At 51.8% G+C, this 18,117-nt stretch carries 23 protein-coding genes; 7 read left to right on the top strand and 16 right to left on the bottom strand.

Annotated elements, in window-relative coordinates:
* Positions 1 to 36 precede the first annotated feature (36 nt).
* Both QZJ86_RS00730 and QZJ86_RS00725 read right to left on the bottom strand, forming a co-directional pair.
* Positions 37 to 726 carry a tetratricopeptide repeat protein gene (locus QZJ86_RS00730; protein ID WP_301935767.1) on the bottom strand — a complete coding sequence of 230 codons (690 nt, stop codon included), beginning with the start codon at positions 724 to 726 and terminating at the stop codon, positions 37 to 39.
* Positions 727 to 956: 230 nt separating this feature from the next.
* The gene (locus QZJ86_RS00725) at positions 957 to 1,433 is read right to left on the bottom strand and encodes a CYTH domain-containing protein (RefSeq protein WP_301935766.1); all 477 of its coding nucleotides are present in this window, start codon (positions 1,431 to 1,433) and stop codon (positions 957 to 959) included.
* A 124-nt stretch (positions 1,434 to 1,557) separates the two neighbouring features.
* On the opposite strand from QZJ86_RS00725, the gene sodB reads away from it, so the two are divergent.
* Entirely contained in the window at positions 1,558 to 2,139 is a 582-nt protein-coding gene (gene sodB, locus QZJ86_RS00720) for a superoxide dismutase [Fe] (protein ID WP_301935765.1), read from the top strand.
* A 535-nt stretch (positions 2,140 to 2,674) separates the two neighbouring features.
* Here the strand turns inward: sodB and QZJ86_RS00715 are convergent.
* Positions 2,675 to 3,325: a glutathione S-transferase family protein gene (locus QZJ86_RS00715; protein ID WP_301935764.1), complete on the bottom strand. Its 651-nt coding sequence runs from the start codon at positions 3,323 to 3,325 to the stop codon at positions 2,675 to 2,677.
* A gap of 113 nt (positions 3,326 to 3,438) precedes the next feature.
* On the opposite strand from QZJ86_RS00715, the gene QZJ86_RS00710 reads away from it, so the two are divergent.
* Both QZJ86_RS00710 and QZJ86_RS00705 read left to right on the top strand, forming a co-directional pair.
* Positions 3,439 to 4,014 carry a TetR/AcrR family transcriptional regulator gene (locus tag QZJ86_RS00710; protein WP_301935763.1) on the top strand — a complete coding sequence of 192 codons (576 nt, stop codon included), beginning with the start codon at positions 3,439 to 3,441 and terminating at the stop codon, positions 4,012 to 4,014.
* A gap of 139 nt (positions 4,015 to 4,153) precedes the next feature.
* The gene (locus tag QZJ86_RS00705; RefSeq protein WP_301935762.1) at positions 4,154 to 5,632 is read left to right on the top strand and encodes an oligosaccharide flippase family protein; all 1,479 of its coding nucleotides are present in this window, start codon (positions 4,154 to 4,156) and stop codon (positions 5,630 to 5,632) included.
* Positions 5,633 to 5,637: 5 nt separating this feature from the next.
* On the opposite strand, the gene QZJ86_RS00700 is transcribed toward QZJ86_RS00705, so the two are convergent.
* From QZJ86_RS00700 to QZJ86_RS00640, 13 genes are all read right to left on the bottom strand, one after another.
* The gene (locus QZJ86_RS00700; protein ID WP_301935761.1) at positions 5,638 to 5,868 is read right to left on the bottom strand and encodes a DUF1289 domain-containing protein; all 231 of its coding nucleotides are present in this window, start codon (positions 5,866 to 5,868) and stop codon (positions 5,638 to 5,640) included.
* A 5-nt stretch (positions 5,869 to 5,873) separates the two neighbouring features.
* Positions 5,874 to 6,809 (bottom strand): bifunctional riboflavin kinase/FAD synthetase, encoded by a 936-nt coding sequence (gene ribF / locus QZJ86_RS00695; RefSeq protein ID WP_301935760.1) that lies wholly within the window; start codon positions 6,807 to 6,809, stop codon positions 5,874 to 5,876.
* Positions 6,810 to 6,950: 141 nt separating this feature from the next.
* Positions 6,951 to 7,223 carry an oxidative damage protection protein gene (locus QZJ86_RS00690; protein ID WP_301935759.1) on the bottom strand — a complete coding sequence of 91 codons (273 nt, stop codon included), beginning with the start codon at positions 7,221 to 7,223 and terminating at the stop codon, positions 6,951 to 6,953.
* On the bottom strand, positions 7,220 to 8,272 hold the full coding sequence (mutY, locus tag QZJ86_RS00685; protein ID WP_301935758.1) for an A/G-specific adenine glycosylase: 1,053 nt from the start codon (positions 8,270 to 8,272) through the stop codon (positions 7,220 to 7,222). The genes QZJ86_RS00690 and mutY overlap by 4 nt, the downstream gene beginning before the upstream one ends.
* A gap of 37 nt (positions 8,273 to 8,309) precedes the next feature.
* Entirely contained in the window at positions 8,310 to 8,429 is a 120-nt protein-coding gene (locus QZJ86_RS00680; RefSeq protein WP_301935757.1) for an addiction module protein, read from the bottom strand.
* Positions 8,430 to 8,437: 8 nt separating this feature from the next.
* Positions 8,438 to 8,935, bottom strand: coding sequence for a hypothetical protein (locus QZJ86_RS00675; protein ID WP_301935756.1), 498 nt, complete (start codon positions 8,933 to 8,935; stop codon positions 8,438 to 8,440).
* 59 nt (positions 8,936 to 8,994) lie between these two features.
* Positions 8,995 to 9,288, bottom strand: a complete 294-nt coding sequence (locus QZJ86_RS00670; protein ID WP_301935755.1) for a hypothetical protein — start codon at positions 9,286 to 9,288, stop codon at positions 8,995 to 8,997.
* A 189-nt stretch (positions 9,289 to 9,477) separates the two neighbouring features.
* Positions 9,478 to 9,822, bottom strand: a complete 345-nt coding sequence (locus QZJ86_RS00665; RefSeq protein WP_301935754.1) for a hypothetical protein — start codon at positions 9,820 to 9,822, stop codon at positions 9,478 to 9,480.
* Between the two features lie 87 nt (positions 9,823 to 9,909).
* On the bottom strand, positions 9,910 to 11,493 hold the full coding sequence (gene guaA, locus QZJ86_RS00660) for a glutamine-hydrolyzing GMP synthase (RefSeq protein WP_301935753.1): 1,584 nt from the start codon (positions 11,491 to 11,493) through the stop codon (positions 9,910 to 9,912).
* A gap of 70 nt (positions 11,494 to 11,563) precedes the next feature.
* Positions 11,564 to 12,523, bottom strand: coding sequence for a class I SAM-dependent methyltransferase (locus QZJ86_RS00655; protein ID WP_301935752.1), 960 nt, complete (start codon positions 12,521 to 12,523; stop codon positions 11,564 to 11,566).
* A 77-nt stretch (positions 12,524 to 12,600) separates the two neighbouring features.
* On the bottom strand, positions 12,601 to 14,067 hold the full coding sequence (guaB, locus tag QZJ86_RS00650; RefSeq protein ID WP_407081628.1) for an IMP dehydrogenase: 1,467 nt from the start codon (positions 14,065 to 14,067) through the stop codon (positions 12,601 to 12,603).
* 95 nt (positions 14,068 to 14,162) lie between these two features.
* Entirely contained in the window at positions 14,163 to 14,630 is a 468-nt protein-coding gene (locus QZJ86_RS00645) for a hypothetical protein (RefSeq protein WP_301935751.1), read from the bottom strand.
* Entirely contained in the window at positions 14,630 to 15,226 is a 597-nt protein-coding gene (locus tag QZJ86_RS00640; RefSeq protein ID WP_301935750.1) for a CPBP family intramembrane glutamic endopeptidase, read from the bottom strand. The genes QZJ86_RS00645 and QZJ86_RS00640 overlap by 1 nt, the downstream gene beginning before the upstream one ends.
* A gap of 89 nt (positions 15,227 to 15,315) precedes the next feature.
* Between QZJ86_RS00640 and QZJ86_RS00635 the strand changes: the two genes are divergently transcribed.
* The 4 genes from QZJ86_RS00635 to dinB all read left to right on the top strand — a co-directional run bounded on the left by QZJ86_RS00635 (position 15,316) and on the right by dinB (position 18,101).
* Positions 15,316 to 15,588, top strand: a complete 273-nt coding sequence (locus tag QZJ86_RS00635; RefSeq protein WP_301935749.1) for a YcgL domain-containing protein — start codon at positions 15,316 to 15,318, stop codon at positions 15,586 to 15,588.
* 85 nt (positions 15,589 to 15,673) lie between these two features.
* Positions 15,674 to 16,696 carry a DUF2333 family protein gene (locus tag QZJ86_RS00630; RefSeq protein ID WP_301935748.1) on the top strand — a complete coding sequence of 341 codons (1,023 nt, stop codon included), beginning with the start codon at positions 15,674 to 15,676 and terminating at the stop codon, positions 16,694 to 16,696.
* A gap of 7 nt (positions 16,697 to 16,703) precedes the next feature.
* Complete coding sequence (locus QZJ86_RS00625; RefSeq protein WP_301935747.1) at positions 16,704 to 17,006, top strand: DUF4389 domain-containing protein; 303 nt, start codon at positions 16,704 to 16,706, stop codon at positions 17,004 to 17,006.
* Positions 17,007 to 17,012: 6 nt separating this feature from the next.
* Entirely contained in the window at positions 17,013 to 18,101 is a 1,089-nt protein-coding gene (dinB, locus tag QZJ86_RS00620; protein WP_301935746.1) for a DNA polymerase IV, read from the top strand.
* Positions 18,102 to 18,117: the final 16 nt, after the last annotated feature.

Raw genomic sequence — 18,117 nt, 5'->3', positions numbered from 1 at the left:
ATATTCTACATCGAAAGGCCATTATGCCAGCCAGATTTAGTCGGCTGTTGCGGAAGTGAACAGCGATTGAAATTTGTTTTTGCCGGCGTTGGATTTGCGTTGCTGGGTATTGGCCAATGCCAGTCTGGCTTCGTTTTGCAATTGGCTGTCGGCGAACACTTGCTGCTTACGCAGCGGCGCCTGAATGGCTTTGTGCAAATATTCCTCGGCTTCGGCACTACGGTCTTGTTGTAGCAAGTAGTCGGCATAGAAGTAGTTAGCATCGATACCGTTGGGATTGATTTTCAGGCTGGCTTTCAACATTTGTTCGGCCAGTTGATTATCGCCAAACGACACCGGCCAACCCGGCACCATGTAATACAGCGTACCCAGCGTCACATACGCGGCACCATCCAATGCGCTAGGATTTTGGGCAATGGCGGCTTCCAGCAAGGCCTTGGCCGCTTCCAGGCTCGATAGGGCGCTCAATGACGATTGAAACGCGGCATTGGTGGCGATAATGGTGGCTTGCCAGATTTTCGGTTCGGCGGCATTGGGATAGCGCTCGGTCAATTCGGCGGCTTTTTCCAGCAACAGCGGATAAGTCTGTCTTTGCCGGGTTTCGTCGCTTTGATAATACGCGCTAGCCCAATCGCTCTCCAGATCGGCGATAGCCTTAGTCAGCTCCGATGCGAACAGCGGCGCGGAAAATAGTATCAAAAAAACAACAATAGTGGCTTTACTCATACACGAAATATAGAGCATTGCAGCCTACATTTCAATATGTACTGTAAATTATTGTTTTATAGCTTTATTACTGACCTAAAAGTTGGGTCAAATTTGTTGCCGCTTCAACCTATTGACGACGAATATTTGTAATTTCGTTGTTATTCAACGCACACGCTGTGTAACTTTTGCAACAAAATGCACCAAAAGAAAACAAAACGGAAGGCTTTAGCGTTATTAGTGGGTCAGCCTTAACTGTCTTTCCAATCCTTAAACGGATATTTGCACAGATTATTGTTGTAATAGCGCAAGTCTTCCGTAACTTCAGCGCCCAGCCAAGCCGGTTTGGCGAAGGACTCGCCGACTTCCGATAATTCGATTTCGGCGACGATCAAACCCTGGTTGTCACCCATGAATTCGTCGATTTCCCAGACGTGCTGGCCGCGATAAACAAAATGCCGCATCTTCTCGATCAAGGGTTTGTGGCACAGATCGTCGAGAATGCTATTGGCGTCCGCCAACGGGATTTCGTATTCGAATTCCTGCCTATGGGTACCGATAGTCGCGCTTTTGATGTTGAGCCAGGCATGGCTGTCGGATATCCGCACCCGAATCGAACTGAGCGGGCTGCTACTGAGATAACCCTGCTTGTAATGCACGGAATGATCGATTTCGGCGCGCCAATCGCCGCTGGTCAGCAAAAATTTATGTTCAACTTCAAGCGCCATGGCTGTTTTCCTTAGATTAGTTAGTGTTATGGAATAATTCTTTATTATAATGCTGGGTAATTAGGTTTGGGCCGTTAGTCCATCCCTAATAGCTGCTGCTGTTCAATCAATCTGGAGAATGAAGATGAGTTTTGAATTACCCGCATTACCGTACGCAAAAGACGCATTGGCACCTCACATTTCCGAGGAAACACTCGAGTACCACTACGGCAAACATCACCAAACCTATGTCACCAACCTGAACAATCTGGTCCCTGGCACCGAGTTTGAAAGCCTGTCTCTGGAAGAGATCGTCAAAAAATCTTCCGGCGGTATTTTCAACAACGCGGCACAAGTCTGGAACCATACATTTTACTGGAACAGCTTGTCACCTAACGGCGGCGGCGAACCGACCGGCGGCTTGGCTAACGCTATCGAAAGAACTTTCGGCTCTTTCGAAAAATTCAAGGAAGAATTCACCAAAACCGCAGTCACCACTTTCGGCTCAGGCTGGGCATGGCTGGTTAAAAATGATAAAGGCGGCCTGGAACTGGTCAGCACCAGCAATGCTGGTTGCCCATTGACCGCCGGTCAAACTCCCATTTTGACTTGCGATGTCTGGGAACACGCGTATTACATCGACTTCCGCAATCTGCGCCCCAAATACCTGGAAGCTTTCTGGGCATTGGTTAACTGGGAATTCGCCAGCGCCAATTACGAAGCTTAAGGCTTGAAATGGTGCAGGCCGGTGTCCTCACAGGCCCGCCTGCACTCTCCAGACTTTTTCCGCCCGCCGCATGATGACTTTGCAAGCCACCTATTGCAAAGCTTACATTCTCCATATTGATAGGCCCCCGCTCATTTTTGGATAAAAATCTGTTGTAAACCCGTGCTAAGAAGTCATCCGGCCGCAATACCTTGCGTGTCAAAAACAGGATACTTTTCTCTACCAACTGGATGTCGACAAAAGGGCAAACGCAACGGTAAATGAAGTAGATAAATTCGGTACAACTAAAGCTTTTGTGGGTTTCAAAACCAAAATCATAAGCGAAACCAAGATGGGCCAAGGCCAGTTTTTTGACTGGTTCGATCGCATCGACGCTATTTACCTGGGCGCCACTTTTCAGAGATTGATAAATTGCCCCGCTAGCGATGCAATAAGCTCAAAGACGGAAATCGAGAGCAATCGTAGTCCCTGCTCTCGAGATCCTAGCCGGGCGTTTGGCAACTCAAAAACCGCCTAACCCCCGAACCACGCCAGTTTACTTTTTTGCAAAAAACGCCGCCAAGGCAGCCGCCCGGTCGTTGCCTACTTGTTTGGCGTAAGGCCGGCTTTCGATCAGGGCAATATATGCCTCTATTCCAGGTATGTGTTCCACGACCAGATTTTGGCCGTAAATTTTCTGGGTCGCGAAGCCGACCAATTGCAGATGCGGCCAAGCCACGACATCGGCGGCGCTGAATTGGCTGCCCAAGGCATAGGGCGACAGCTTCATCAATTTGGCTAAGCCGGTCAGACCGGCCTCGACTTTTTGCCTGACTTCGTCTTTGGTTTCCTGCAATACACTGCCGCCGAAAAGCGCTTCCGAGTATAAGCGGCGGGCGATCAGCTCGACATTGAGTTCGATATGTTGAATGAATTCCCGACATTTACCGCGTTCGAATGGGTCGGCCGGATACAACGGGTTTTCCGGAAATGCGTCTTCCAAATACTCCAATATCGCTTGCGATTCCGACAAATAGCCTTCGTTGGTTTTGATAAAAGGCACTTTCCCCAACGGTGAACGCTTCAAAACCGCCTCGTTTTGACTAGGTACCACCAATTCTTCAATGAAAGCGATTTCCTTCTCCATCAACGCCCATTTGATCTTGTTGTAATAGTTGCTGATCGCAACACCGTATAAAGTAATCATCGAATTGCCTCCTGTAGTTGAACAACGACTGCAGCCGAACAGACCGGTCAGTCTGTTGAAATAATACATACCGGTCTGTATAGTTGCAAATTATTTTTCGGCTCTTCCAAATTATGGCTCGCAATCTCCAAGACCACATTCTGCAAACCGCTTCCGGGCTGTTTTACAGCCAGGGCATCAAAGCCACCGGCGTCGACGCCATCGTCAAGGCCGCAGGCACCACCAAGATGAGCCTATACAAATACTTTCCGTCGAAAGACGATCTCGTGCTGGCCCACCTGCGCAAAAGCCGGGAAGCAATAATGACCCGCATCCTCACCGGCGTCGAGGCTCGCGCCGACCAGCCGCGGCAAAAATTGCTGGCGGTATTCGCCGTGTTCGATGAATTGCTGTCCAGCCCGGAATTTCGCGGCTGCCCGTTTATCAACGCCTCTGCCGAGTTTGCCGAGCAAGCCAACCCGGTACAACTGGCCGCCGCCGAATTTTCGGACGAATTCCGCCAACTATTGACCGACCTGGCCGAACAGGCCGGCGCGGCCCATCCGGACGAACTGTCCAAACAACTGGCCATGCTGATTTCCGGCGCAATCGTCAGCGAGCAGATGCGGCGGGAATCCGGCGCGATGCGCACCGCCTCGGCGGCAGCGGAAATATTGATCGAAAATAGCTTGGCCGCGACCAAGGCCTAAACGCCGCCTCCCACCCAAGCTAACCGTCAAATCGCCGAATCGGCTTACAATAGCGGTTAAATCCCGTCCCGCGCGCCAGACTGGAACAGCCGAAATCGCGCCGACGGGTCATTGCTTTTCAACCCACGGAACCCCGCCTTTGAGCTCATTACGCCAACTCGTTTCCCAAACCGCCATCTACGGCCTCAGCAGCATCGTCGGCCGCTTTCTGAATTATCTGTTGGTGCCGCTGTACACCTACACCTTCAGCGCCGGCGAGTACGGGGTCGTCTCAGAATTTTACGCTTATGCCGGCTTTTTTGCGGTGCTGTTGGTGCTGGGCTTGGAGACAGGCTATTTCCGCTTTCGGCAAAAGCCGGAGTTTAGCGGCGACGAGGTTTACCGTAGCGCATTGGGGTTTTTGTTAATTGCCAATCTCGGCTTTATCGCCGCTATCAGTTATTGGCAACAGCCCTTGGCCGATTGGTTGCAATATCCGCAACATCCCGAATATTTACTGTGGTTCGGCTGGATTCTGGCCTTGGATGCCTTGTCGGCGCTACCGTTTGCCAAGCTGCGCGCCGAGAATCGGGCTTGGCGCTTCGCCGGCATCAAAATGACCGAGATTTTCATCGCCATAGCCTTAAATCTATTGTTTTTGCTAGCGTGGCCGAAATTACAGACTGTCTGGCCGACTAGCGAATTGGCGACTTATTACGATCCGCAGTTAGGCGTCGGTTATATCTTCTTAGCCAATCTGGCGGCCAGCGTCAGCAAACTGCTGCTGCTGTTGCCGCAGTTCCGGGCGGTACGCTTTCAGCTCGATCCGCGTGTGTTGGTGCCGATACTGCGCTATTCCCTGCCAATGGTCATCATCGGTTTTGCCGGGATGGTCAACGAAATGCTGGACCGGGCGATTCTGAAAGTCTTGTTGCCTTACGATCTGACCACCAATCTGAAAATGCTGGGCATTTACGGCGCCTGCTACAAGCTGTCGATCTTAATGAGCTTGTTCGTGCAAGCGTTTCGTTATGCCGGCGAGCCGTTTTTCTTTTCTTACGCAGGCCGCGCCGACGCCAAACGGGCTTACGCGCTGGTCATGCAGTACTTCGTGATTGCCGGGGTATTCATCTTTTTATTGGTGATGTTGTTCATCGATCTGTTCAAGTATTTCATCGGCGAGGAGTTCCGCGCCGGACTGGACGTGGTACCAATTTTACTGATGGCCAATCTGCTGCTGGGGATTTACGTCAATCTGTCGGTTTGGTACAAACTCAGCGACCGTACCGGCCTGGGCGCCTGGGTATCGCTAACCGGCGCGGGTGTGACGACAGCTTTGAATATACTGTGGATTCCGCAATGGGGTTATCTGGGCTCGGCCTGGGCGACGCTGGCCTGCTACTTTTTGATGGTGGTTTTATCTTGGCTATTGGGCCGCCGCTATTACCCGGTGACTTATCCTATCGGCAAAATCATCGGCTATTTCGGGCTGGGTTTGGCCTTGTATTTTGCCAACCGTTATTGCTTGGCAACGTATCAATGGAATGTCTGGCTCAGCGGCAGCTTGGGTTTGGCAATTTATATCGGCATTGCCGCTTGGCTGGATGTCAGACCGATCTTACAAAAGCGGTCCGGCTGAACCCATCAACTATCCGACAGCTTTTCAAAACACATCGCCTCAGGGCGAATAGCTTTGCCCATGTTGCCGCGTCGCTCGGCGGCACGTTTTAAAAACAGCGCGCGAAGCGAGTCGTCGGCATTCGACCACAGACGGATTTCATCCAGAGAACGATAGCAGCCCAGGCACACATCGTCATCGTTCAGGCAACAGTTTCTAACACAAGGCGACTCGATGCTGTCATTGCTATTGGCCATCTCTGTTACCTGCTAAGGCTTAAAAACTGCCGGGCTTGTTCGACATCCCGGCTGATTTGTAGTTTCAACTCGTCGAGCGACGCAAAGCGGATTTCGTCGCGCAGCTTCTTCTTAAAATGCACTTCGACATAATGGCCGTAAATGTCTTGATTGAAGTCGAACAAATGGGTTTCCAGCACCACCTTGGCGCCGCCGTCGACGGTAGGCCGGGTGCCGACATTCGCCACGCCCCGGTATTCCTTGCCGTCCACGCCGGTCATCGTCACCGCGAATACGCCGACGATAGGGGTATTTTTCCGAAACATCCGCACATTGGCGGTCGGGAAACCCAATTCCCGGCCGCGCTTGTCGCCGTGTGCCACCCGGCCGCACACCGAATAATCGCGGCCCAGCATCAACCTGGCTTGATCCAGCTCGCCTTCGCCCAAGGCATCGCGGATCAGCGTGCTGCTGACCCGCAACCCTTCCAGTTCGAACGAAGGGCTATCTTCAACCGCAAAACCGTATTCCTGGCCGCGATGCTGCAATAATGCAAAATTGCCGCGCCGAGCCTTGCCGAAGTGAAAATCGTCGCCTATCGTCAGATGCTTGACACGCAGTTGGCCGACCAGAATATCGCGGATGAAATCCTCGGCATCGCAATCGGCCAAAGTCCGATTGAACGGTATGACCAGCAATTCGTCGATCGGCAGCTTGGCAAATTGAATGGCTTTTTCCCGCAAGCGGGTCAATCGGGATGGGGCGTGATCGCCGAGAAAATACTCCAGCGGCTGAGGCTCGAACACCATCGCCACGGTCGGTAAGTTTAAACGCTTGCCGTGTTCGGCCAGTTTTTCGATGACGAGTCGATGGCCGAGATGCAGGCCGTCGAAATTACCGATGGTCAACACGCAGCCGTCGCGTAGCGGCTCAAGATGATTCAGACCCCGAATTAAGCGCATGATGGGCAGTTTGCGAAAAAGGATGATTCTATCAGCAACAACTAGGCGAGGCCTATCGCCCTACTAAATCGCCCTCTCGTCACTTAGGAAAAGACCGACTTCTCAGATAAATATTCTGCGGGCTGCTATGCATGAAGCCATTTAATCCTTTTTAGGCACGTAGCCATCCGGCATCTCGAAACCACCGGCAAACAGAAATTTCTCACGCTCGGCTTCTAACACTTTCTTTGCCGCCGGATCGAAACTGGCCAGGCGACGTTCGTTGATGATCATGGTTTGCATCGCCAGCCATTCTTTCCAGGCTTGTTTGGAAATGTGATCGAAAATGCGTTGGCCGTTGACGCCCGGAAACGGCGGCGAATCCAGTCCTTCCGCTTCCACGCCCAGTTTTACGCATTTAACCATTCTCGTCATAGTGAACCTCTGTGTAATGTTGTGAGCAGACGCTTGATCGGCGCCGGCAGTCCTAAAGTATCGATCTCGCCGGTTTTATACCAAACCGCCCGCTCGCCTTCCATCACATTGTTTATGGGGTTTTCCAATTTCGCCAATAGCGGCGTGTAGTCCAGGTGATAATGGGAAAAACTGTGACGCTGACTGGGCAAGGTTTGTGAAATATCGATACGGTAATCGCCTTGCCGGCACCAATCCTGAAAAGCCTGTAGATCGGCAAATTCCGGCAAGCTCCATAAGCCGCCCCAGATACCGACCGGTGGCCGCTTCTCCAGCAATATCCGGTTTTCGCCGTCCCTTAGCAACAAAAAATACAGTTGTTTGACCGGTAAATCCTTGCGGGGCTTGGATTCGGGCAATTGTTTCACCAAGCCTTGTTGCTTGGCCTGACAGCCGGTGGCGACCGGACAAATTTCGCAAAGCGGCTTGCTGCGCGTACAGAGCGTCGCCCCCAGATCCATCATCGCCTGCGTGTAGTCGCCGGTCCGTTGTGTCGGTGTGTATTTCTCGGCGATTTGCCAAAGTTCGGCGGCAACCTTGTTGTCGCCAGGCCAGCCGTACATGGCGTGGAATCGCGCCAAAACCCGTTTGACGTTACCGTCCAATATCGGCTGACTCTGGCCGCAAGCGATGCTGAGTATCGCCCCGGCGGTAGAGCGGCCGATGCCGGGCAAGCCGCTGAGTTCTTCCACGGTTTGCGGAAACCGGCCTTGGTTGGCGGCGACGATTTGCGCGGTTTTGTGCAGATTGCGGGCGCGGGCGTAATAGCCTAAACCAGCCCAATGTTGCAACACCTCGTCCAGCTCGGCTTCGGCCAAATCTTGTATGCTCGGGAAGCGGGACATGAACTTATAGAAATAGCCGATCACGCTGGCAACTTGAGTCTGTTGCAACATGATCTCCGATACCCAGACCCGGTAGGGATTGATGTCCTGTTGCCAGGGCAAGTCTTTCCTGCCGTACAGATCAAACCAGGCTAGGAGTTGCTGTTGGAATTGTTCGGGGGGCATGTAGAAATCAGGTGAAAGGGGTAAGGCGAAAGGGCTTTTATGATTCTTCGAATATTTCCTCCATTGGCACAACTTCCAAACGCCCTTCACGATAGGCCCTGAGCCTATTTTCGGCTTCTGCCACCCAAATCTCATCGATAGTTTCTTGGCTGTCCATGTGTGTTTTTAGCTACTGGAGTGTGAATGCAATGCAAAGTCCAATTCCTGCTGAGCTTGTCGAAGCTCTTGTGTGATATCTCGACTACTGGGTAAGCACGACGACATGGAGAAGCTAACTTTTTCAGAGGTACGCTCAATTTCGGGCCAAACATCGTCATAGTGAACTAGGCAGGCTCCTACAATTGAGAAGTCAATATTCAGAACAACATGCGCTAGCCATTCAAAACTGTTCTTTTTGCTTTTGAATCCAACTGCTCGGTTCTCCTCCCTGACTGATCCGTTCTGCAACAGTTCGAACTTACGTGTTTTTACTTCAATGCGTTTGAGTTCAGGGTGCTCAATATCAAAGCCCTGATTTACTGGATTTTTACGCGTGCCGCCTAATGCTTTGTGAACTAATAACTCTCCATAGTCACCAACCAAATCTTTGATACCATTTAAGGCAAGAAATCTATTTATCTCGGCCTGTGCGGATATCGCTTCTCTCAGGGTTGATATAAGCATGATTGTCCGTTGGTATCTAATTATTGATTATTCATCGTTCCACGCTTCAGGGAGCGATATCATTTCTTTGCTGCTTCTTCCGCGAGAATGGCTTCGATCTTTGCCTTGGCTTCATCGGATAAATTGGGAGGAAGGACGGTGCCGGTCACTTTCTGGCGCTTGGCCACGTGATCAAAAGCCAAAGGCTCCAAGACCGATAGTGGCGCGTTGGCGCACATCTCCAAAAAATCAGCCATGCTGAACATGCGATGCTTGCCTTTGAGATGCTTGACGTGCTTTTTCAAGTTCGTGATGCCATTTTTCGAAAGCTTGACGGTTACACTGCCTGATAGATTGACTTGCTTTTCCGACATGATGATATTTTTCAATATAAAAAACAATATTTTATCATGCTTTTTTTTAAAACACTGTAATTAAAATCTTTGCCTGCCGGCAGAATGTTCTCGCTAAAGTCTTCGGTGTTCTCAACGATGTAGCGGCGCTCCCTCGCATGATCGCGGGTATGTGAAAGCAAGCTATAGAAAGAAAAGGCCCTTTGGACCTTATTTTTGGATATTTCGTTCTTTCGCAAATTCCAAAATCTCTTTTACATCGATCATCTGATGCCAGAAGAAAGGCTCCGTGCCGTCTCTTGGAGTAACTAGCATGTAATCCTTTTCTTCGTCTTCTGGGTGTGGATGAAAGGTAGCCACTCCCACGCTTACCGTTGTGTCTTTAATTGGAACGGGCATTTCTCTATTTAGCTCAGCCTTACGCTCTTCAACTTTAGCCAGATCCTCGCTTTCTTCAATAAAGATTAAAATTCTCTTTCCATCTACATCATCTTTAAATTGAGAGAATAAAACATAGCTGGAGAACTCACCGCTACTGGTATTTTGTTGTGGCATAGATTGTTTTTTCAGTTTGAAGAGTAGTCGTTACCACGCGGAGCGTGGTAACGATGGGGTATTAGTCTTGCGTCTTTTGCCTGATTTCTATTCCCACTCAATCGTAGCCGGCGGCTTGCCGGATATGTCGTAAGTTACCCGGGAAATACCAGCCACTTCGTTGATGATGCGTCTTGAGATCAAGTCCAGGAAATCATAAGGCAGATGTGCCCAGCGCGCGGTCATGAAATCGATGGTTTCCACCGCGCGGATCGCGACGACGTAGTCGTATTTTCGGCCGTCACCCATCACGCCGACCGATTTAACCGGCAGGAACACGGCAAAGGCCTGGCTGACTTTATCGTAGAGATCATGGCGGTACAATTCCTCGATGAATATCGCGTCGGCTTGGCGCAATAAGTCGGCGTATTGTTTTTTGACTTCGCCAAGGATGCGTACACCCAGGCCCGGCCCGGGAAAAGGGTGGCGGAAGATCATGTCGGCCGGCAGGCCCAGCTCCAAACCTAGCTTGCGGACTTCGTCCTTGAACAGTTCGCGTAACGGCTCTACCAATTTCAGCGTCATGTTCTCCGGCAGGCCGCCGACATTGTGATGCGACTTGATCAGATGGGCCTTGCCGCTCTTAGCGCCGGCCGATTCGATCACGTCCGGGTAGATGGTGCCTTGCGCCAGCCATTTGGCATCGGTCAGTTTGCCAGCTTCTTCGTCAAAGATTTCCACGAACAGTCCGCCGATGATTTTACGTTTGGCTTCAGGATCGTTGACGCCGGCTAGCGCTCCCAAGTATCGGGCTTCAGCATCGACACGAATCACCTTGATGCCCATGTGCTGGGCAAACATTGCCATCACTTGGTCGCCTTCATGCAAGCGCAGCAGACCGGTGTCGACAAACACGCAAGTTAATTGCTCGCCGATGGCTTTGTGCAATAGCGCCGCAACCACCGAGGAATCGACCCCGCCGGACAAACCCAAAATGACTTGGTCGCTGCCGACTTTTTCGCGGACGGCCTTGATGCTGTCTTCGATGATATTGCTGGCGTTCCACAATGCCTGACAATCGCAGATTTCCAACACAAAACGGCTCAAAATTCGGCCGCCCTGTTTGGTGTGGGTCACTTCCGGATGGAATTGCAGCGCATAGAAATTTTTGTCTTCGTCAGCGATGCCGGCGATTGGCGCGCCGTCGGAACTGGCAATCAGTTTAAAACCGGTCGGCAGTTCGACGACGCGGTCGCCGTGGCTCATCCAGACGTCCAGCAAGCCGTAACCTTCTGGAGAAGTATGGTCTTCGATGTTCAACAACAGTTTGGAATGGCTGCGGGCGCGAATCTGCGCATAGCCGAATTCTCGGTGATCGGAAGATTCCACCTTGCCGCCCAATTGCTCGGCCATGGTTTGCATGCCGTAGCAAATACCCAATACCGGAATGCCCAGTTCGAAAACGATTTGCGGCGCACGCGGGGTGTCACTGCTGGTCACGGTTTCCGGGCCGCCGGACAGGATAATACCTTTTGGGGCGAAGTTTTTGATTTCGTCGCTGCTGCAATCGCAGGAATAGATTTCGCAATAAACGCCAATTTCGCGGATGCGGCGGGCAATTAATTGCGTGTATTGCGAGCCGAAGTCGAGAATCAGGATTTTGTCGGAATGGATATTGGTGGGGGATGACATGGCGGGAAAACCTTTCAAAAATGTGGGGTGGGCGGGACAGCCCACCGAAAAATCGATTATTCAGCTTAGTTTACAATCCCCGGTACAGTTGATCGAGCAAGCTTTTGTTGTTATCGAAACCTTTCACGGTCCGGTTTTCGAACAGCGAGCGCGACATGCGTTTCAGGAAACGTAAATATGGCGCGGCCCGCATGTAATGGCGCAAATTGGTATGACCACGCACGATAGAAGAAATCCGCTCGGCGTTGCCGGCTATCGCCCAATTGTCGGCAGCTTGGCTCGACGCGTCGGTTTTTTTGAAAAACAAGGTCACGTTACCGCCATCTTCGGAAAACAGGTGCCGCTCTTCGACCAATCCGGCTTTTTCACCCATTCTGCGCAGTGTGGCCAGATTGAAATTGTATAAATGCGCCTCGTGAAAAGTGCTGATAGGCGATTGGCAAATGGCTTCGATATTTGGCACTTCCACCACCAACACGCCGTCCGTTTTCAGCAAGCTACGCAATTTGTTCAGCACCAAAAACGGATCTTCGGTATGTTCCAGCACATGCCAGATGGTAATCACATCGAAGCTGTTCTCGTCGAACTGGGCGTCTTGGATAAAACCGAATTGCAAATTCAAATTGTACTGCGCCGCCGAATATTGGCCATAGCCCTTGTTCGGCTCGATGCCGTGCAAGTCGTGGCCCAATGATTTCAACAGATAGGCAAACTCGCCGCCGCCAGTTCCGACATCCAACATGGTTTGCGGTTTGTGCAGCAAATGCTTGATTTTTTCATGTCGGGTCAAGGCGACACGGCCGGCACGTAGCACATGCTTGGCCTTGGGGGCGTAAGTGTTTTTGTACACCAATCGATAGTCTTCCTCGTAGAACTGGCGAGGATCATGCGGAAACGGGTCGCTCCATACCAATCCGCAATGTTCGCAGATCACGGTGCGCAGTTCCGTGCCGCTCCGGCTACGATTCGATAAAACGGTGACATTATGGCTTCCGCAAAGATTGCAGGGCGTTGAGGAGGTTTCGGACATTGCGTTTGGGTTATGGTTGGTTTACTTAAAGCGGGCCTGCCAAGATGCGCAGGCCCGGCGAATCAAGCCAGGATGGCTTAATTCATATGATAATTCGGCGCTTCCTTGGTAATCGTCACATCGTGGACGTGGCTTTCCCGCATGCCGGCACTAGTAACACGGACGAACTGGGCGTTTTCGTGCATCAACGCGATGGTGCTGTTGCCTGTGTATCCCATGCTGGAGCGAATGCCGCCCAGCAATTGGTGAATAATCGCCAGCACACTGCCTTTGTAAGGCACCCGGCCTTCGATGCCTTCCGGCACCAGTTTTTCGACCTGTTCGGTATCTTCCTGAAAATAACGGTCGCTGGAACCTTGTTGTTGCGACATCGCGCCCAGCGAACCCATGCCGCGATAGGATTTGTAGGAGCGGCCCTGGAATAATTCCACTTCGCCCGGCGCTTCCTCGGTGCCGGCGAACAAACCGCCCAACATCACCGCATGGGCGCCGGCCGCCAAGGCTTTGGCGACATCGCCGGAATAACGGATACCGCCGTCGGCGATCAGCGGTACGCCGGTGCCTCTCAGAGCATCAGCGACATTGCTGACTGCGGTGATCTGCGGTACGCCGACGCCGGCAACGATGCGGGTAGTGCAAATCGAGCCGGGGCCGATACCGACCTTGACGCCGTCGGCGCCGGCTTCGACCAGCGCTTTCGCGGCGGCAGCGGTGGCGATATTGCCGCCGATGACTTGGACGCGTGGAAAATTCTGTTTCACCCAACGCACTTTATCCAATACGCCTTGGGAATGGCCGTGGGCGGTATCGACGATAATCACATCGACGCCGGCTTCCACCAAAGCGGCAACCCGTTCAGCGGTGTCGGTTCCGGTGCCGACTGCCGCGCCGACGATCAGTCTTTCCTGTTCGTCCTTGCAGGCTTGCGGGTTGTCCTTGGCTTTTTGGATGTCCTTGACGGTGATCATGCCGCGCAAATGGAAAGCGTCGTTCACCACCAGCACTTTTTCGATGCGGTGCTTGTGCAGTAAATCGATGACTTCCCTATGTTTGAACGATTCGTGGACGGTAACCAGTTTTTCCTTCGGTGTCATGATCGAACGAATCGATTCGTCCAGGCGGGTTTCGAAGCGCAAGTCGCGGCTGGTGACGATACCAACCAGCTCTTCGCCGTCGACGACCGGCACGCCGGAGATATTCTTGGCGCGGGTCAGTTCCATCACTTCGCGAACCGTGGCGCTGGGCGAGACGGTGATCGGATCTTTGATCACGCCGCTTTCGTATTTTTTAACGCGTCTGACTTCGGCGGCTTGTTGCTCGATAGTCATGTTTTTATGAATGATACCGATACCGCCTTCCTGGGCAATCGCAATCGCCAGTCGAGCTTCAGTCACGGTATCCATCGCTGCCGATACCAGCGGAATGTTCAGCGTGATTTTGCGGGTCAATTGGGTTTTTAATTCTACTTCGCGCGGCAATACGCACGAATGGGCGGGTACTAATAAAACATCATCAAAGGTGAGAGCTTCTTGAATGATTTGCATAATCACACCTGGGGGCTAATCGTAAATAAGCCAGCCATTGTACAACCTAACCTGTATTCCTAAAAATCGGAAATAGTCAACGGGATTTGTGTCGCCTAACTAATTTCGTTGGAGAGCGCCGACTCTATCGCTAAATATTCGTTTAACTTGGGCTTATGCAGGAAGATGCCCAGTAGATGCATGGTGCTAAAGATATATAAGGTATTAAAACCGTCGCCGAGCATGAACATCGTTAAACCGAACAGGCCGACCGGCTCGATCAGGCTTTGAGTCACGACTATCGACAGCAGATAACGTTGGCTAGCGGTTTTGGAGCCTGGCATGGTTTGATTCAGCCGCAACAGAATATGCCGAAGCAGATTGACGAACGGGAACAACACGATGGCGACGCCATACAAGATGCTTCTGATCAGCACGCGCTGTTGCTCATCCCATTCCAGTTGCAGCTCGCCGCCCCACAGGTGACAAACGAGGTTATAGCCGACCAAGGACAATAAAGTAGCGGCGCAGACAAACCAGTGCGGCCGAAGCTTGGCGGCTGATAGCTCGGGCGGTAAAGACATTAAAAACTCCTGTTAAGACGGATACGATAATCGCGAAGGATAACAACAAAAGCCACAAAATCGTAAACCGCATGAATCACCATCGGCACCAGCAAATTGCGTTCGCCGCCGTAATCCAGCATGACCCCCATGTACAAGCCCATCAACATCGCCAATAGCGTATATAGCGGCGTGACCGCATGCACCAGCGCGAACAACACATTGCTTAACAACAAGCCAACCAGCGCGCCCCAATGGTTTTCCAACCATGGTTGCAAGAAACCGCGGAACAAAGCTTCTTCGGCAAACCCGGCAATGCCCGCCAACACCAATATATCGGTCCAATGACGAAATGCCAGACCGGCACCCAAGGTTTCCAGTAACAAGTCGCGAATTTTTTGTATCGGCGGATAGCTCAATTGTTGCATCGCAAAAAACAGCAACACCAAGGGCAAGGTAGCCAGTAAGCCACCGGCCAAGCCATCTTCCGAAAAATACAGATTTTCGAAGGGATAGACATTCGCCAACCAACCCAGCGCCAAGGCCACCAAAGCCAATGAACCTTCGAAGTAACAGGCAATCTTAAAAAATTGTTCTGAAGCGGGGCGATTTTCCATGACAAAGGGCTGGGCGCGGCAAACTTGAACTAAAAATTCTAAACAAAAACCGTTAGAATTGGCAGTATTAGTGACTGGGAGCGGCTTACATGCATTGCTTTATCTATAAAAGTCTTAAAAAAGACGAACTGTACCTGTATCTGGATAAAAAAGACGATTTTTCCGCGCTACCGGAGGCTTTATTTAAAAGCTTCGGCCGTTTGGAATTCGTCATGGAGCTGCACTTAACGCCGCAGCGTAAACTCGCCAGAGAGGACGCCGGCAAAATCATCGCCAGCATCCGGAACAAAGGGTTTTTTGTGCAAATGCCGCCATCGCTCATGCCGTTGCCGCTAGCGGCAAGCAGCCGACAGCTACACTGAAAGCGAGCCCAGTACAATAATCCGTGCTAACATGGGCAGCATTCAGCCGATTCGTCCTTTTTATTCACACCTGGATAAGTAACACATGTCAGACAATTCATTCGCACTTGAAGACGACGCAAAGTCGAAGGGCATTCTCTGGGGCTTTGGTACGCTGATAGGCATCGTCGTCGTGGTCATGCTGGTACTGGGAGAATGGTGGAGCCGCGAACCAGAACAATTCAGCGTTCAGGATGAAGCAATCGAGCGCATGAACGTCACCCATACCGATCAAATGCCGATCGGCTATGTATATGCCAACACCCTGGCACATATCGCCGACGTGATACTGTTCAAATCCGGCGGCTATCTGTCCAATGACGTGGCCCCCCCCGGACTGTTCTGCGATAACATTCAAAACTTCGAGTACGGCGCACTAGTGATGCTACGCGACGGCACCACCGCCTTGCGGAACCACTTCGCCCGCGACCAGTCGCAATCCGCGGAAGATCCGGATTTGGCAAAAGCCGAGCCTTATTTTTACTACGAACGTAATTCGTGGGCACTACCGTCCACCGAGTCGGAATATGTCAAAGGCATCGAGTCGCTGCATGATTACATGACGCGCCTGCAAAACCCGTCTTCCACCTCCAAAGCGGCACAGTTTCACTCCAGGGCAGACAACCTGTGGCAATACACCGAGGTCGTGATTAAACGGCTGGGCGGTCTCTCCACGCGTTTGGCGGCCAGTACCGACAAGTTTTCTGGCGCCACTCACGGCGACCCCTCCAATCCGATCGACATCAACATGCCGACCATCGGCCAGACGCCTTGGATGGAGATCGATAACGTATTTTACGAAGCGCGCGGCTCCTGTTGGGCGCTTTTGCATATTCTGAAAGCCATCAAGCACGACTTTTCCGACATTTTGCTGGATAAGCGGGCGATGAACACCTTGGACAATATGATCCAGGCGCTGGAAAACGCCTTGTCGCCAACCCTTAGCCCGGTGGTTCTAAACGGCGACGGTTTCGGCATATTCGCTAACTACTCGCTGGCCATGGCTAACTATATTGCCCGCGCCAACGCCGCGGCGCTGGACTTGCGGGACGTGATGAACAGAGGTTAATACCGTCATGCAGGAACAAATCAACGAAAACCTGAAAAAAATCGAGACCTGGAAGCGCATCATCTTCATGCTGATCTTCGCCGCCATCGACAGCCTGGTTAAGCTGTTGTTATGGCTGGTCATTCTGTTGCAGGTCGGTTCGGTGCTATTCACCGGCGACGCTAACGCCAACATCCTTAATTTTGGCCGCAGCCTGTCGACCTACCATTACCATATCTTGTTATTCTTGACCTTCAATACCGAACAACTGCCATTTCCGTTCTCCGATTGGAACGAAACCGCCAAATTGGAATTGCTCGACAAGCAGTAAACCTTTATGGAGCCGGCGCCGCGTAAAATCATCCACATCGACATGGATGCATTTTATGCCGCGGTCGAACAGCGCGACCATCCCCAATACCGTCATAAGCCCATTATCGTCGGCGGCAAACCCGATTCCCGCGGCGTCGTTGCTACTTGCAGCTACGAAGCTCGCCAGTTCGGCATACACTCGGCCATGCCTTCTTCTCATGCCTATCGGCTATGCCCGCAAGCCATTTTCGTCAAGCCGCGTTTTGAGATTTACAAGGAAGCGTCGGAGATGATCCGTGGTATTTTTGCCCGTTATTGCCAGCATTTCGAACCCTTGTCGCTGGACGAAGCTTATCTCGACGTCAGCGATAACGAGCTTTACCAAGGCTCCGCGACTTTGCTGGCCAAGCACATCAAACTAGAGATACGCCGGCAAACCCAGTTAGTTGCATCCGCCGGCATTTCCTACAATAAATTTCTGGCCAAAATCGCCTCCGACCTCGGCAAGCCGGACGGCTTGTATCTGATTCCCCCCGAGCAAGGCGCAGAATTCGTCGAAAAGCTGGCTATCGGTAAATTTCACGGCATCGGCCGCGCAACCGAGCAGAAAATGCACGATTTGGGCATCACGACCGGCAAGGATTTAAAACAGATGCCGCTAGCAGAGTTGCAAAGGCATTTCGGCAAAGCCGCGCAACACTATTACGATATCGCACGGGGTATCGACCAACGTCCAGTCAATTCGGATCGGGCACGCAAATCGGTGGGCATCGAGACCACTTTCGACAACGACATCGCTGACTTGCCGACAATACTTCGCCACTTGCAAGATTTGTTGCAAAAAGCCCTGCTCAGACTGGCCGAGAAGCAGATGACGGCTTATACGCTCACCATCAAAATCAAATACCAAAATTTTGTGCAGATTACCCGTGGCCGTACCCTGGCGGAACCTATCGGCGACAGTCCGACCACTAGACTGTTACTGGCCGAACTGCTGAAAAACACCGGAGTCGGCGCCAGTAAAGTTCGACTGCTGGGCGTGACACTGTCCGGCCTGAAGCGCAGCGACACCGTGACACGCTATCGGCAATTGGATTTATTCTCGTCGCTTTGACGAGAAAACAAACGAT

This window comes from Methylomonas montana (genome assembly GCF_030490285.1).
In the GTDB taxonomy this organism is placed as follows: Bacteria; Pseudomonadota; Gammaproteobacteria; order Methylococcales; family Methylomonadaceae; genus Methylomonas; species Methylomonas montana.
Note: the sequence above shows the minus strand (reverse complement) of the source record. Positions and strands in the feature narration are given on the sequence as shown.